Source organism: Reinekea sp. (genome assembly GCF_982785585.1).
Map to the genome: position 1 here is coordinate 14275 of NZ_CEYAVF010000019.1, position 15459 is coordinate 29733.

The window sequence follows — 15459 nt, forward strand, 5'->3', positions numbered from 1 at the left end:
AGGAAAATATCCTTGGGTTCGGGTTTGAGCTTGGCTTGAAGCTGCAATTCATGGGCAAATACGTTGAGCAAGACCTCTGAATCGGAGGTGGTATTGATATGACGCAAATCGGACTGAAACAGGGCCTGATGCAATTCGATCGAGTTGGTCAAATTGCCGTTATGGGCCAGAACAATGCCGTAGGGTGAATTGACGTAAAAAGGCTGGCTCTCAGCAGTACTGCTGTTGCCGGCGGTCGGATAGCGCACATGACCGATACCGATATCACCGACCAAGGACTGCATATGGCGACTGTGAAAGACATCGCGCACCAAGCCATTGCTTTTGCGCAGAAAAAACTTACCCTTGTCTTCGGTGACGATACCCGCAGCATCCTGACCGCGATGCTGTAACACGGTTAGAGCATCATATAACAACTGATTGACCGGTGATTGACCCACGATCCCGACTACACCACACATGCGTTACTCTCCTCCAACTGACAAAATTGCACCCGATGCCTTTTGAATATTTTCGCCAGTCCATCGAATCACCGGTTCAAAATAAGGCAACACCATTGAATCTTGCCAAAACTGGTCCAATGCAAATAGTCGACCCAAGGCTAAAATGGCAACGACTATCACAAGACCCCGTAACAGGCCAAAAACCACCCCCAACACCCGATCCATTCCGGTCAGGCCGGTCATGCGCACAAACTCACCCAACAGGTGGTTGACTAGGGCGCCGACTATTAGGGTGGCTATAAATAGAATAACAAAGGCCGCCGTATAGCGATGAACATCATTGGCCAGCCAATCGACCATCAGCACGGCCAGCTTATCGCTGAACAAGCGCGCAATCAGCAACGCGGCAACCCAAGATGCCAATGACATGGCTTCCTTGGTAAAACCTCGCTTAATGCTGATCAGTGACGAGACAAGCAAGATGCCTGCGATGATCCAATCGATTAACGTCATAGTCATTCCGGCAGTGAAATCGCGCGCATTCTAACAGGTATCATCATTTTGTGAATGCCTTAAATAATACCCAACCAATAGGTCAATAAATCATTCTCGATAGCGGACAATTAATCCCTGAAGACTGAATTTCGTCTTCACCAGGCCATTGAGTCGGTCCGCTACCTGCTTGGTGGGCACCGGCCCGACAAATACCTGGGTAAAGATGGTGCCATCGGAAAGCAGTTTTTTGCGAATATAGGTCTCGAACTCCGCAGCTCGCAGCTGGTCGCGCAGGACATTGGCTTTGTCAATCTCTCGGAAGCTGGCCACCTGAACCGACCACAATCGAGATTGCGTGGCGCTGCTCGACGCCGGCACGGCGATCGGTGCGCTTGCCGGCGGCTCAGCAACGACCGGTTGCGCGGCCTCAACTGGCTCCGTCGCCACAAGTGCGTCACCGGCTTCGACCCTGGTCTCGAACGCAGACACCGGGCTGGGAAGATTCGATAAATCGGGCACTTTCGGCTTTGGCGGGATCTGGGTGATCTGCACCGGGATACGCCCTTCGGCATCGAACAAGACCGGGGCAATCAGCAGTACGGCGGCGGCCAAGACTAGAATCCCGACGACTCGCTGTTGTAATTTACGTTCCAAATCAGTTCTCCAGCAAATTAAGGGCAGCAGCGACTGTGTAGAAAGACCCGCCGATAAACACCGGCTCGCCGGGAAAGTCCCGATCCAGCTGCGCTAAGGCCAACTCTAGCGTCGCAAATTGCGGGCTGTCGGCACGCCCCGTCGCCAGCGCGAGTTGCTCTGCGCTGCAGCCGCGCGGGCCGGCTAGAGTAACAAAGTTAATCGACAAGGCCCCCTGTGCCAACGCCGAGCAAAAGCCCTTGGCGTCCTTATCCTGGACCATACCCAGCACCAGATGGAATTTTTGTGCACCGAACTGGCGAGCGATGTAGGCCGCAGCATGGGGATTGTGGCCGACATCGAGAATATAGTGTCGACCCCTATGTTCGCGTGACTGCATCCGACCCGCCAGTCGAATTGACTGCAAGGCTACTTGAGCCATCACCGGCGTCAGCGCAAAGGGGGACAGACTGAAGGCTTGCAGGGCCGCGGCAGCATTGGCCAGCGGTATGCTGATCGCGCCAGCATCGAGTTCACCCCCTTGCCACACCAACGTTGCACCGACCACCTTATGGTGATCGCCAAACCGATAGGCCTGGGCGCCGACCTGGTCAATATAGGCGTTAAGGGTTTCTGGTAGGTCGCTCGAACCGAGCACAACAGGACGCTGCGCCCGACAAATACCGGCCTTTTCACGCCCAATGGAAGCCAGATCCGGCCCCAAGAAATTTTGGTGATCCAGACCAATATTGGTAATAACAGCAATATCTGGATCGATAATATTCACCGCGTCCAGGCGCCCGCCGAGCCCGACTTCCAATACCCAGACCGACAATTCGGCCTGTTCAAAGAGCCAAAAGGCGGCCAGTGTGGTGAATTCGAAATAGGACAGACTGGTCTCGGCACGCGCCAACTCAACCGCGCACAGCGCTTGGACTAGCAGGTCATCGCTGACTGGCTGGTTATTGATTTGAATGCGTTCGTTGAAATGAAACAGATGGGGTGAGGAATACCAACCGACCGACTGGCCCGCGGCGCGACTCAGGGCGGCCAGAGCCGCTGTGGTGGTACCCTTGCCATTGGTGCCGGCAACGGTAAACACGAAGGGGGGCCGGTCGCGCTGCAGCAGCCGTGCTGCGACAGCGCTCAGGCGAACCAGACCCAGCTCAATTTCCTGAGGGTGAATGGCCTCTATATACGCAAGCCATTGCGCCAATGGCGACTCAATTGATGGGCGCATTCACAAGCTTTTTCAGCAAACCGGCGAGTCGGGGTCGCATATCATGCCGCGCTACGATCATATCGATTGCACCCTTTTCCAGCAAAAATTCGCTGCGTTGAAAGCCTTCAGGCAGTTTTTCGCGCACCGTTTGCTCGATAACGCGCGGACCGGCGAAACCGATCAAAGCATAGGGTTCTGCCACGTTGATATCGCCTAACAGAGCCAAGGAGGCCGAGACGCCACCAAAACAAGGGTCGAGCATGACCGATACATACGGCACACCGGCTTGGCGCAACTTCTCCAGCACGGCACTGGTTTTGGCCATCTGCATCAGTGAAAACAAGGCTTCTTGCATGCGCGCGCCGCCGGATGTGGCAAAACAGATGAACGGGATGTTCTTCTCTAAGGCAACATTGGCGCCGCGCACAAACTTCTCGCCGACAACAGCACCCATGGAGCCACCCATAAAGTTAAAATCGAAGGCTGCTACCACAACCGGCAAGCCCTCAACCAAACCTTCAACGGTAATCAGCGCGTCGTGTTCATTGGTTTTCTTTTGCGCAGCGACCAAACGATCTTTATAGCGCTTACCGTCTTTGAATTTCAGGCGATCTTGCGGTTTGACATCGGCGGCAATTTCAACCCGACCTTCGGCATCCAGGAACAGATCGATACGGCGACGGGCACCAATGCGCATGTGATGTTCACATTTAGGGCACACGTCCGAGTTTTTTTCCAGCTCAGGCCGATACAGGACCGCACTGCACTTGGGACACTTTTTCCACAGCCCTTCCGGTACATTGGATCGATTGTCGGCATCGGACCGAATCATCGAAGGTACGATTTTCTCCAACCAACTGCTCATAATGCCCTCGCTTTGTGATGAATTTGAATTGTTCTATTATTATTGAATACACCCCGTCCGGGAATCACCGAACGGCGGACACACTTATGCCAAAATTTCATTGACGGTTTGATCCGCAGACATCACCGACTGAACAAATAGCGCCATTTTCTGCGCTGACTTGATGCCAGGCGCCGTTTCGATACCGCCACTGACGTCTACAGCATAGGGTCTTATCTGCTCGATGGCTACAGAGACATTGGTTTCTTTTAGCCCACCCGCCAGCATCAGTTTGCCGGCCAACTCGTCGGGCACCAGGGACCAGTCAAAGATGTGGCCGGTACCTCCTGGAATGCCAGGTACATAGGCGTCAAGCAGAATCAGGTCCGCGTCACGGTGCAGGCTAACGAGCTCTACCACCGCGCCGGCGTCTTTTACCCGTAAGGCTTTGATATAGGGCTTGCCAAACTGCTGACAAAATTCGGGCGACTCATCACCGTGAAATTGCAGCATATCGGCCCGTGTTGCGGCAATAACCTCACGCACAAAGCCGGCATCGGGATTCACCATCAGCGCAACACGCCGGGTCAACGCCGTGGTCAACGCGGCCAGGGGTTCTGCTAGGGCCAACGTGAGCGATCGAGGGCTGGGTGGATAAAACACCAGACCCACCGCGTCGACTCCGAGCTGACAGGCGGCAATAAGGTCTTCGGGGCGGGTCATGCCGCACATTTTAATACGCGTGCGACGATAATCAGGAGCCATGGCTTTATACCGGATCAAAAGGGTTCGTCATTGTATCAATAATTGGCTGAATAAAGCTCGGACCCGCTGGCCTATTTGGCAGATCGATCAGATCATAGCGCGCACGGACAAAATACAGCCCGGTTCCCTTCGCCGTGACACCGCCGAGGCGACGCTCCCGACCCTCCAACACCTGGCGGGCCCAATCGATCTCTTGCTGCTCCCGACCGATGGCCAGTAGGACCCCGACCAGATTACGAACCATATGATGCAAAAACCCGTCGGCCCGGACTTGCAGTACCAACAGGTCGCCAAAACGCCGGATGCTCAACTCTTTGAGCGTCTTAACCGGAGAATGGGCCTGACATTCGGCGGCCCGAAAGGCACTGAAATCGTGCCGGCCAAGTAATAGATCGGCCGCGGCTTGCATGCGAATCGCGTCAAGTGGGTTGCGCTCCCAAGTGGCCAGCTCGTGCAGGTGCGCCGAGCGCACCCACTCGTTATGAATAACAAAACGATAGACCCGTTCGGTGGCGGAAAACCGAGCATGGAAACGCTCATCGACTGGGCAGACCCACTTGACCCGAATATCCATCGGCAGCTCACTGTTGATGCCCATCAACCAACCGTAGTCGGAACGCTCGCTGGCGGTATCAAAATGCACCACCTGATTGGTGGCGTGAACGCCGGCGTCGGTTCGACCGGCCACAAAGGTGGCCACCGGTTCGTTAGCCACTCGACTGATGGCCGCCTGCAAAAAGGCCTGAATAGTGGGGACGCCGGTCTTCTGGACTTGCCAGCCACTGTAATGGGTACCCTTAAACTCGATGCATAGGGCCAGCCGAAACCGATCGGTGTTGCGGGTAAAGGGAAATATATCGCTCATCAGGTGGTCGCTAATCCTAGGTAACGGTTGTGCAATAAAAAAGCCGCTGTTAAGCGGCTTCGATTCAGGCTGCAGGGCTTACTGGGGCTTTATAGTTGTCCGAGCAAGGCTTCGGCTTGGGCCTTTTGAGACTCGTTGCCTTCGGCGGCAACCTCCTCCAAAATATCCCGAGCGCCGTCCTTGTCGTCCATTTCTATATAGGCTCGAGCTAAATCCAGCTTGGTGCTGGCTTCATCACTGCCGGACAGAAAGTCGAACTCATCTTCGTCTAATTCAGCTTCAATATCGAAGGGATCGGCCGGCGCGGATAAGGTCTCTGGCTCAGCAATATCGGCCGCGGGGGCGGACGCCAATTCAATTTCATCATCGCTCAGCTCAGCTAAGATCTGATCGTCGATCGCGCTGTTCAGCGCCGATTCGGTGTCCAGATCGTCCAGGTCGGCAAACGGATCGTCATCGGCTGACAGTGGATCGGTCAGTTCCAGCTCCGTATCGCTGATTAGCGTGGCTGATTGTTCGTCTTCTTCCGAGGAGAAATCCAGAACCGGCACATCGTCGTCTGCCGTAAGGTCGAGCTCAGCAACGGGCAGAGCCTCGTCCAGATCCCCTAGGTCGAGACTGAAATCCAAGTCATTGGCGAATTCATCGGTCTCTGAGACTGCGTAGTCATCCAGTGCCGAGCCAATGAGCTCGTCGTCCGCTTCTGCCGTCGCGGCTTCATCGCCTGCGCTGTAGTCAATTGCGTTATAGCTTTCAGCCTCTGCGGGCTGGGCATCGAGTTCGTCAAAGTTCAGCTGAACCTCACCCGAGGCGGTCGGCAGCGGGGCTTCGGCGGTGTCCAAATCGACTTCGTCGGCATCCGACTCAACACTCTGACCCGCTACCCCGATCAACATTCTAGCGCGCCATTGTGCGGCCTGCTGCAGTTGTTCACTCGACAAGGAGAGTCGATCAGCCAGCTTGGCAAAGGATCGGGTATCGCCTTTCTCGGCATGCACTTCGAGCAGTTTCATACCGATGTCGGTACGCTCAGGATACTCCGCATAGACTTCCTTGAGCTTCTCTTCGGCCTGGTCATATTTTTGATAAGCCATATACATTTCGGCTTCGACCACGGCATCGAGGGTTTCAGGTTCGTCCTGGGCTGTGGCCTCAAATTCCGCCTCATCTTCAGCTAGCAGGCCCTCTTCGAAGTCGGCGTTGAAGTCATGGAATTCATCGCTCTCCGCAACCGCTTGCCTTAACTCGCTGGGCGCCTCATCGTCGTCATCTTGCTTGCTGCGAAACAAGAAAGGCAAGACCAGCAGGGTTACCACGGCAAGCGCCGCAATGCCCATATTGGTTGTACTGGTCGTAACCCAAGCAAATACCGTACTAATGGCCGCTTTAACCTTATCCAAGATGCTGTCGAGCGTCAGGGCGGTGGTGTCTGCAGGTACAGCGGGCGCAACCACCGCCGGCTCTGCATCGGGCACAACCGCTTGCGCGGCCTCGGTCTGCGCCAAACTTTGCTGCACTTCGGCTAGGCCAGCGTTTTGAATATCGAGCATGCGTTCCATAATCTCGATCTGCTCTTGCAAATCGGCAACCCGAGACTGCAACTCGGTTTTTTCAAGTTCAAATTGATCGTTTAACTCTTCGGCGACGAACAGCTGATTTTGCAGCCGATCGACTTCGGCCGTCACGTCACCGGCCGCCGTGGTGGTCTCGAGCTCACTGTCGGAGGTTAACTCCAGATAACCATCGGGATTGTTCTCCTCGCCACCGACTGGCATTGCGGAGGCGGTATTCTCAGACGCCGATAGTTGCACTTCGGTGTTGTTATTGACCGGGGTCCGCAGTTTCGGTGCGGCGCCGTTGTTCTGCGCCTGCACCTCATTAATGGCCTCATTCAGGGTGCGCGCGGCAATCTGCTGGCTACTCGGCAAGGTCAAAACACTGCCCGCCTTAACCCGGTTAATATTGTTTTTTAAGAAGGCCTTAGGATTTAAGTCCTGTATTGCCAACATAATCTGCTGCGGCGAATAGCCTTCTCCACTGGGGATCTGCAAGGCAATTTCCCAGAGTGTATCGTTCCGTTTAACGCGATATTCACCCTCAGCAAGGCTGTCATCTCGAGGGCTTACCGGCTTCGATACCGGGGCCTGCTCGCTAACGGTGTCGCTAATGACCGTCGTCGTCAGTAACTCGGTGGTCGCCGCGTTCGATGAGGGCTCAACCACCAGTGCGCCGACGGCCAGACCCGTATCGAAAACGGGCGGGTCGAGGAGAATGGTGTACTCTTTTAGTAACCGACCACCTGGCCAGTTTATTTCAACCAGAAAATTCAAAAAGGGTTCGCGAATGGCCTGCTGAGTGGCCAGGGTCACGACGACCTCACCGGAAGCATTTTCCTTTACGCGGAACTGGATGTTAGATAAGAAAAAACTCCGCTCCACCCCGGCCCGGCGAAAATCGTCATTACCCGCGAGCGTCGGCAACACTTCGCCTGCGGTTAAGCCTTGCAGCTGAATCAATTGGATTTCAGCGTCCAAGGGTTCATTCAGATTTGACTTCACCTCAATGTCACCAAGACCTAAACCAAAGGCCGAGCCAACAATGGATAGAAGCGTCACGAGCACTGCAGAAGTTTGTTTTTTCACGATAATCCTTTTCCCTTTTCTTCAACTTTGACAATAAACACCGATCTCGAAGCCTATTGAAGAGGAATCTTGCTTTAAATGGGGTAGCGCCTTGCTAAAAGAGCACCAATTCGAACTTGAAAATCTAATAACCGGTTATTGTAGCCAAAGGTGCAGAAAACACATTCAATAATCCTTATAAGTATTATTTATAAAAGGATTTTTAGCAACAAACGGTGCCAATCAGTTCTCTTTTTGTGACGATTATTCGCCAATCGGGCAAAAAAAAGGCGACCGCTATGGGTCGCCTCTATTTACAGGCTTCTGAATTACAACGAAAAATCGTCTAGCTGGGCTTTTTTAGCGCAAGCGCCAATAAGCTCGAGTGATTCTCCTTGTTAAAGGTCGCCTTTTACAATTGCCAGCATACGGCGCAGTGGCTCGGCGGCGCCCCAAAGCAGTTGATCGCCGACGGTGAAGGCGGAAATATACTCAGGTCCCATCGCCAGTTTGCGAATGCGACCAACCGGAATGGCCAAGGTACCGGTTACCGCGGCCGGCGTCATCTGACTCACGGAAGATTCCTTGTCATTGGGCACCAGGCTGACCCATTCATTGGCATTGCCAATCAGCTGCTCGATGGTCGCTAAGTCAACATCGCGGCGTAGTTTAATGGTCAGCGCCTGGGCATGACAGCGCATCGCACCAATGCGGACACACAGACCGTCGATCGGAATGATGCGCTCACCCGTGGCCAATATTTTGTTCGCCTCTACCTGAGCCTTCCATTCTTCTTTGGACTGGCCACTGGCCATGGCCTTATCGATCCAAGGGATCAAGCTGCCTGCCAATGGTACGCCAAACTGCTCGGCTGGGTAGTCGTCGGAACGAATGAAGTCGGCGACCCGACGGTCGAGATCGAGAATGGCACTGGCCGGGTCATCAAGCAGAGGTTGAGCGACCGTGCCCATGGCGCGCATCTGACTCATCAATTCGCGCATGTTTTTGGCACCGGCACCGGATGCGGCTTGATAGGTCATAGGCGAGACCCACTCGATCAGATCCTCGGCGAACAGACCGTGCAGGCCCAGCAACATCAAGCTAACGGTGCAGTTACCGCCGACAAAGGTCTTCAACCCGGTCTCGATACCACGATCGATCGCGCTGCGGTTAATCGGATCGAGGACGATCAACGCATCGTCCGCCATGCGCAGTGTGGAGGCCGCATCGATCCAGTAGCCCTGCCAACCGCTTTGGCGCAGCGGGCCATAGACAGCCTCGGTATAGTCGCCACCCTGACAAGTCAGGATCGCATCGCACGCGCTCAGCGCCGATAGATCGTTGGCATCGGCCAATGGACTAGAGCCTTGGCCGACATCCGGACCGGCCTGACCGGCCTGACTGGTGGTGAAAAATACCGCTTCAATGTTGTCAAAGTCGCGCTCTTCTCGCATCCGCTGCATCAACACCGAACCGACCATACCGCGCCAACCTACAAAGCCTACTTTCATAATCTATTCTCCAATCCCTGTATTGCGTGCAAATTCTGTTAATTTTTGAAATTAAGCCTGTAATGCGGCCAGTACGGCATCGCCCATCTGGGAGGTCGATACCCGTTCGGTTCCGACACTGTAAATGTCCGCGGTACGCAAACCCTGATCCAGTACCTGGCCCACAGCCGCCTCAATCGCCAGAGCCGCGGCCTCAGCGTTGAGTGAGTAACGCAACATCATCGCCACGGATAAGATAGTCGCCAACGGATTGGCAATGCCCTGCCCAGCAATATCGGGCGCACTGCCATGAATCGGCTCATACATGCCCTTACCGTTGGCATCCAAAGACGCGGACGGTAACATGCCGATGGAGCCAGTTAACATCGCGGCGCAATCGGACAGTATGTCGCCAAACATATTGCCGGTGACCATGACATCAAACTGCTTGGGTGCGCGCACCAGTTGCATGGCGGCATTATCAACATACATATGGCTGAGTTCGACGTCCGGATATTCGGCGGACAATTCAATCATCACATCGCGCCAGAGCACCGTTGCCTCGAGGACATTGGCCTTATCGACCGAACACAGTTTCTTGCCGCGCTTTTGCGCCGCAACAAAGGCCTGACGGCCGATGCGCCGGATCTCGGTTTCGTTGTAAATGTAGGTATTGAAGCCTTCTCGATCACCCTGGGCATTGATGCGCACGCCACGTGGCTGACCAAAATAGATGCCCCCGGTCAGCTCGCGGACGATCAACAGATCCAAACCCGCCACCAATTCAGGCTTCAATGAGCTGGCATCGGCCAGTTGCGGGTACAGAATGGCTGGGCGAAGGTTGCCAAACAGATTCAGCCCGGCACGCAGACCCAACAGCCCTCTTTCTGGCCGCAGCGCCATATCGACCTTGTCCCACTTGGGGCCGCCGACGGCACCCAAGAGCACCGCGTCACTCTCTTGCGCGAGCGCTAGGGTGGCCGCGGATAAGGGTTCGCCATGGGCATCGATAGCTGAACCGCCGACCAGATCGTGCACACTGACCAAATCGAGGGCAAAACTGTCGTTGACTGAGGCAAGAATTCGCTCGGCCTGAGCCATGATTTCCGGACCGATGCCATCACCGGGCAGTATCAATATTTGTCGTGACATGGAGAATACCTTATTTAATTTGGCCAAAGACCCAGGGATGCTGTTGCGCATGGGTCAACTCATATTGTTTGATTTTGTCGGCTTCTAACAGCGTAAGACCTATATCGTCGAGTCCATTTACCAGACAATGCTTTCTAAAATCATTGACCTCAAAAGCCACGCTATTGCCGTCGGCATCGATCACCTGCTGATTGGGCAGATCAACGGTCAGAGTAAAGCCGACTTGCGCATCGAGTCGTTTAAACCAACGCTCGATTTGGCCGTCGTCGACAACAATAGGTAGAACGCCATTTTTAAAGCAGTTGTTATAAAAGATATCGGCAAAGCTGCTGGCAATCACCACGCGAAAGCCATAGTCCTCGAGTGCCCAAGGCGCGTGTTCGCGGCTTGAACCGCAGCCGAAGTTGGCACGACTCAGGAGGATAGACGCCCCGGCAAAGCGAGCCTGATTGAGCGGAAAGTCGGGATTCAACGGCCGCTGACTGCTGTCTTGGCCCGGCTGACCTTCGTCCAAATAACGCAGCTGATCAAACAGATTGGGGCCGAAACCACTGCGTTTAATCGACTTAAGGAACTGCTTCGGAATGATCATGTCGGTATCAACATTGGATCGATCCATCGGGGCAACCAGCCCAGTTACGGTAGTTAAGGCTTTCATGATTGGGCTCCCATTTGGCTGATGTCGACAAAATGACCGGCAATAGCCGCGGCCGCGGCCATGGCCGGACTGACCAGATGGGTGCGTCCGCCGAACCCTTGGCGACCTTCAAAGTTGCGATTCGATGTGGAAGCACAGTGTTCACCCTGGCCCAATTTGTCGGCGTTCATCGCCAGACACATCGAGCACCCCGGCTCACGCCATTCAAAGCCAGCGGCGATAAAGATCTTATCCAACCCCTCGGCTTCAGCTTGCTGCTTGACCAGGCCACTGCCCGGCACGACTAAGGCCTGTTTTAGGCTGGCCGAGACCTGCTGACCGTTGGCGACTGCCGCCGCGGCGCGCAAATCTTCGATACGCGAATTGGTGCAAGAACCGATAAAGACGCGGTCGAGCTGAATATCTTGAATCTTTTGGTTGGCCTGCAAGCCCATATAGACCAGGGCCCGTTCGATTGCGGCGCGTTGTTCAAGGTTGGCGATGGCGGCCGGATCGGGCACTAGAGCACTGACCCCCAAGACCATTTCCGGTGACGTGCCCCAGGTGACCTGAGGTTCAATATCGGCGGCATCGAGCACCACTTCGCGGTCAAAGACCGCCTCTGGGTCACTGACCAAATGCTGCCAGGCATCGGCCGCCTGATCCCACAGAGCGCCCTTGGGCGCAAAGGTTCGCCCCTTAAAGTAATCGATGGTGGTTTGGTCAACCGCCACCATACCGGCGCGCGCGCCTGCTTCGATGGCCATATTACAGACCGTCATCCGCCCTTCCATGCTCAACGCTTGGATCGCCGGGCCGGCAAATTCGATCGCATGGCCGGTACCACCGGCCGTGCCGATCTGACCGATAATATATAACACCAGGTCCTTCGCGGTGACGGTCGAACGGGCAATTCCCTTGACGGTTATGCGCATGTTTTTCATTTTTTGTTGAATCAAGCACTGGGTGGCCAATACGTGTTCAACTTCTGAAGTCCCAATACCAAAGGCTAAGGCACCCATGGCGCCGTGCGTAGAGGTATGGGAGTCGCCACAGACGATGGTCATGCCGGGCAACGTTGCGCCCTGCTCGGGGCCGACAACGTGCACGATGCCCTGATTGATATCATCCATATCGAACTGGCGCACCCCATAATCCTGACAATTATCGTCCAGGGTCTGGACCTGGATGCGGGAGATCTCATCGCTGATGCCGGCAATACCCGCCGCACGCTCGGTGCGCGTGGTCGGCACATTGTGATCGGGGGTCGCGATATTGGTATCGAGACGCCACGGTTTACGACCGGCTAAGCGCAGACCTTCGAATGCCTGGGGTGAGGTCACCTCGTGCAACAACTGGCGGTCGATATAGATCAGCGCGGTGCCGTCTGCGCGACTGGAAACCACATGGGAGTGCCATAATTTGTCATATAGGGTCTGTGCCATAAAGGACCTGCCTGAGTTGGGTTTAGCGACTATTTTGAGTGATCTGGACATTGTAAATAGACATTTAGATAATACAAATTTATTATTTTTATATAATCCATTCCAAATAGGAATACTTTATCGATATCCCCAGCTTAGAAGCTTTTCTGGCCGTTGCCGAACTCGGCTCATTTAGCCGCGCCGGCGAGCGCCTGTTTCTGACTCAGCCGGCCATCTCCAAACGCATCGCAAATTTGGAGAGCCAACTGGCGTGTCCGTTGTTTGATCGCATCGGGCGCGACGTCTACCTCACCGAGGCCGGAGAACTATTGCGCCTGCGCGCGCGCGCCGTCATCGACGAATTACGAGACATTCAAACCTCGGTAAGCCAACTCAATAATCGCGACATCCGCCAGCTGAGCATGGCCAGCAGTCACCATATAGGTTTGCACTATCTAGGGCCATTGCTCAAGGCCTTTGTCGATCAAAACCCGTTGGCTCAGCTGGACTTGCGCTTTATGGAATCTGAGCTGGCCATCGCCAGCCTGTTGAAGCGGGAGGTCGAATTGGTTTTTACCACCATTCCCAGCCCGCTCAACAACCTACTTAATGCCCGGGTAATTTGGCGCGACCAGCTAAAGTTTGTCGTCGCCCCCGATCATCCATTGGCGCGTCGACGAGGCACGGTGCGCCTCAATGAGCTGACCCAGACCACGGCCATTTTGCCGGACCCACAGACCACCACCTATCAAATTATCGAACAAACCTTTCAGCGTCACCATATTCCCCTCAAGCGGGTACTGAACGTCAACTATCTAGAAACCATCCGCGCCCTGGTCGCCAATGGCCTGGGTTGGAGCCTATTGCCGGCGACTATGATTGATGACAGCCTGGCGATCTTAAGCGTCGACAAGGTTGAATTGACGCGCAACCTGGGCATTATTTGGCACCGCCAACGCACCATCAGTCGCGCTGCGGAAGTCTTTATGACCTTGCTGGCACAAGCCACCGCAGCGCGCTAAAGCCAAGACCGGCGAGCAGGCCCCAGAGGTGTGCGCGATAGGCGATATCGGCCTCGATAAAGTCGCCGACCCAAGAGGACGAGGGCATCGGCATTGACACCCAGCCGTTTTCGGCGCACACCTTCACGCTGACGGCGGCGATAAAGACTAGCCGCACGGGCAATGAGTAATAAGGCGACTGGGCGGCCAGCACCACTAACCAGCCGTAGAGCAGGCCCGATAAGCCGACATAGAGGCCATAGTCCGACGCCCAGAGCATGAGACTGGCGACCAGCCAAACCGTCACCAACCCCACGCCATCGGCGAGCGAAATACGCGGCGGCAACAATAGCCCCATAACCACCAGGCCCCATTGATTGAGCAACCAATGGCGCAGGTTCAACTGGACTAGCCAGGCGGTAAAGGGCCGCCAAAGCTGCCCCATAGCGGTCTTAGCTGCATCATACTGCAACGCCTCGGAGAGCAGCGGCAGGGAGCAGAGTAGAGTGCCGAACGACAGCCAGAGCAGCCCTCGAACGGTGGGTCGAACGGTCAAAAACCGTTCCATTACTAACAGGGTTGGCCTGAACTTTATCATGCAATTTATCTACAAAACGGTACAATGCCGGCCTCAGATCTGAAGCCAGTGGTTAATAGAATGTGGTTTAAAAACGTACAGGTTTATACCTTCACCGAAGAGTTCAGCCATTCCACCGAGCAAATGGAAGCCGCGCTAGCAAAATTCCCCTTTACGCCCCTGAGCCAATTGCAGGAAACGACTTTCGGCTGGGTAGCGCCCTTTAAAGATTCCGATATTTTGGTTGAAACGGTCGCAGGACGGATTTTCCTCTGCGCCCAAATCCAGGATAAGATCCTACCAGCTAGCGTCATTAATGACTATTTGCTTGAGCGCTTAGACGCTCTGGAAGAGGCCGAAGGTCGCCGAGCCGGCAAAAAGGAGCGCGAGCAGCTCAAAGAAGACGTTCGGGCCGAGCTACTGCCTAAGGCTTTTCATAAAACTCGCCGAGTGAGCGCATGGATCGATCCTAAGAACAAATGGCTGGTGGTCAATGCATCCAGTGAGAAATCAGCCGATGATTTTACCGCCCAGTTGCGCGAAGCCTTGGGTACCCTGTCGGTCGTGCCATTGGCCAAATCAGCCTCCGGTGCGGAAATCTTAACCAGTTGGTATCTGGACTCGACTACCCTACCGACCGGTACCGAGTTAGAGGCCGAAATGGAGCTAACCATGGTGCAGGATCCGGCGGTTAAGGCCAAGTATAAGAATCTCGACTTGGCTGCACCAGAGATCCAACTGTCACTCGACAGCGGTATGCGTATTCGCCAAATCGCGATGGCCTTTGCCGACCAGTGCCAGTTTGTTCTCAATGAAAAATTTCAGATCAAGCGGCTGAAATATGAAGACAAGTTGGTGGAACAGGCCAATGATTCCGACGACCCGCGCAGCGATGCCCTGATGATGAGTGACACCCTGAGTCAATTATTGTTACTGTTGGAACCCTATACGCTCAGCGAAGGCGTTTAGGCTAGAAGATTCTGTCGTCGCGTTGTTTGCGCCGACGGCAGAACGTGACTGGCGAGCAACTGCTATTCTATGATCAAATGGCAGCAACAGTTTCGCTGGGATGCGTCAAATGGCACCAAGATACCTCAGATCAGTACTGGGTTCACTGCTTAGCGCCGGATTGGCGTGCTTTTGCGGTGCCGACAGCGTCGTTCCCGCGGCCAATGTGCAACCGCCCCCGGTGCAATCGCCCCGCCCCTCCCTACCCGCTATTGCCCCCACCTCGAACACTGTATCAACCCCGCCCGATACAAGGGTCAAGAACGACGGTCTAGAGATTGA

Annotated in this window: 14 protein-coding genes and 1 pseudogene; 2 read left to right on the plus strand and 13 right to left on the minus strand. The window is 54.8% G+C overall.

Features of this window, described 5'->3' with window-relative positions; genetic code table 11:
• From AC4FIC_RS09080 to leuC, 12 genes and pseudogenes are all read right to left on the minus strand, one after another.
• Positions 1 to 461: pseudogene (locus tag AC4FIC_RS09080) on the minus strand (amidophosphoribosyltransferase); the annotation flags it as partial.
• 3 nt (positions 462 to 464) lie between these two features.
• Complete coding sequence (locus AC4FIC_RS09085; RefSeq protein WP_100257401.1) at positions 465 to 956, minus strand: CvpA family protein; 492 nt, start codon at positions 954 to 956, stop codon at positions 465 to 467.
• 90 nt (positions 957 to 1046) lie between these two features.
• Entirely contained in the window at positions 1047 to 1592 is a 546-nt protein-coding gene (locus AC4FIC_RS09090; protein WP_158524349.1) for an SPOR domain-containing protein, read from the minus strand.
• Between the two features lies 1 nt (position 1593).
• Positions 1594 to 2811 carry a bifunctional folylpolyglutamate synthase/dihydrofolate synthase gene (locus AC4FIC_RS09095; RefSeq protein ID WP_100257403.1) on the minus strand — a complete coding sequence of 406 codons (1218 nt, stop codon included), beginning with the start codon at positions 2809 to 2811 and terminating at the stop codon, positions 1594 to 1596.
• Entirely contained in the window at positions 2795 to 3658 is an 864-nt protein-coding gene (accD, locus tag AC4FIC_RS09100) for an acetyl-CoA carboxylase, carboxyltransferase subunit beta (RefSeq protein WP_100257404.1), read from the minus strand. The genes AC4FIC_RS09095 and accD overlap by 17 nt, the downstream gene beginning before the upstream one ends.
• An 84-nt stretch (positions 3659 to 3742) precedes the next feature.
• Positions 3743 to 4402, minus strand: a complete 660-nt coding sequence (locus AC4FIC_RS09105; protein ID WP_273286347.1) for a phosphoribosylanthranilate isomerase — start codon at positions 4400 to 4402, stop codon at positions 3743 to 3745.
• A gap of 4 nt (positions 4403 to 4406) precedes the next feature.
• Positions 4407 to 5267, minus strand: a complete 861-nt coding sequence (gene truA / locus AC4FIC_RS09110; RefSeq protein ID WP_100257406.1) for a tRNA pseudouridine(38-40) synthase TruA — start codon at positions 5265 to 5267, stop codon at positions 4407 to 4409.
• A gap of 89 nt (positions 5268 to 5356) precedes the next feature.
• The gene (locus AC4FIC_RS09115; protein WP_100257407.1) at positions 5357 to 7909 is read right to left on the minus strand and encodes a motility hub landmark protein FimV; all 2553 of its coding nucleotides are present in this window, start codon (positions 7907 to 7909) and stop codon (positions 5357 to 5359) included.
• 377 nt (positions 7910 to 8286) lie between these two features.
• On the minus strand, positions 8287 to 9402 hold the full coding sequence (asd, locus tag AC4FIC_RS09120) for an aspartate-semialdehyde dehydrogenase (protein WP_273286357.1): 1116 nt from the start codon (positions 9400 to 9402) through the stop codon (positions 8287 to 8289).
• 48 nt (positions 9403 to 9450) lie between these two features.
• Complete coding sequence (gene leuB / locus AC4FIC_RS09125) at positions 9451 to 10530, minus strand: 3-isopropylmalate dehydrogenase (RefSeq protein WP_273286351.1); 1080 nt, start codon at positions 10528 to 10530, stop codon at positions 9451 to 9453.
• A gap of 10 nt (positions 10531 to 10540) precedes the next feature.
• The gene (gene leuD, locus AC4FIC_RS09130) at positions 10541 to 11188 is read right to left on the minus strand and encodes a 3-isopropylmalate dehydratase small subunit (protein ID WP_100257410.1); all 648 of its coding nucleotides are present in this window, start codon (positions 11186 to 11188) and stop codon (positions 10541 to 10543) included.
• Complete coding sequence (gene leuC / locus AC4FIC_RS09135) at positions 11185 to 12612, minus strand: 3-isopropylmalate dehydratase large subunit (protein WP_100257411.1); 1428 nt, start codon at positions 12610 to 12612, stop codon at positions 11185 to 11187. The genes leuD and leuC overlap by 4 nt, the downstream gene beginning before the upstream one ends.
• Before the next feature lie 125 nt (positions 12613 to 12737).
• Here leuC and AC4FIC_RS09140 point away from each other — a divergent pair, with 125 nt between their 5' ends.
• Positions 12738 to 13613, plus strand: coding sequence for a LysR family transcriptional regulator (locus AC4FIC_RS09140; RefSeq protein WP_488083863.1), 876 nt, complete (start codon positions 12738 to 12740; stop codon positions 13611 to 13613).
• On the opposite strand, the gene rrtA is transcribed toward AC4FIC_RS09140, so the two are convergent.
• Entirely contained in the window at positions 13576 to 14190 is a 615-nt protein-coding gene (gene rrtA / locus AC4FIC_RS09145; RefSeq protein WP_490359399.1) for a rhombosortase, read from the minus strand. The genes AC4FIC_RS09140 and rrtA overlap by 38 nt on opposite strands.
• A 60-nt stretch (positions 14191 to 14250) precedes the next feature.
• Between rrtA and AC4FIC_RS09150 the strand changes: the two genes are divergently transcribed.
• Positions 14251 to 15138 carry a recombination-associated protein RdgC gene (locus AC4FIC_RS09150; protein WP_158524351.1) on the plus strand — a complete coding sequence of 296 codons (888 nt, stop codon included), beginning with the start codon at positions 14251 to 14253 and terminating at the stop codon, positions 15136 to 15138.
• The last annotated feature ends 321 nt before the right edge of the window (positions 15139 to 15459 follow it).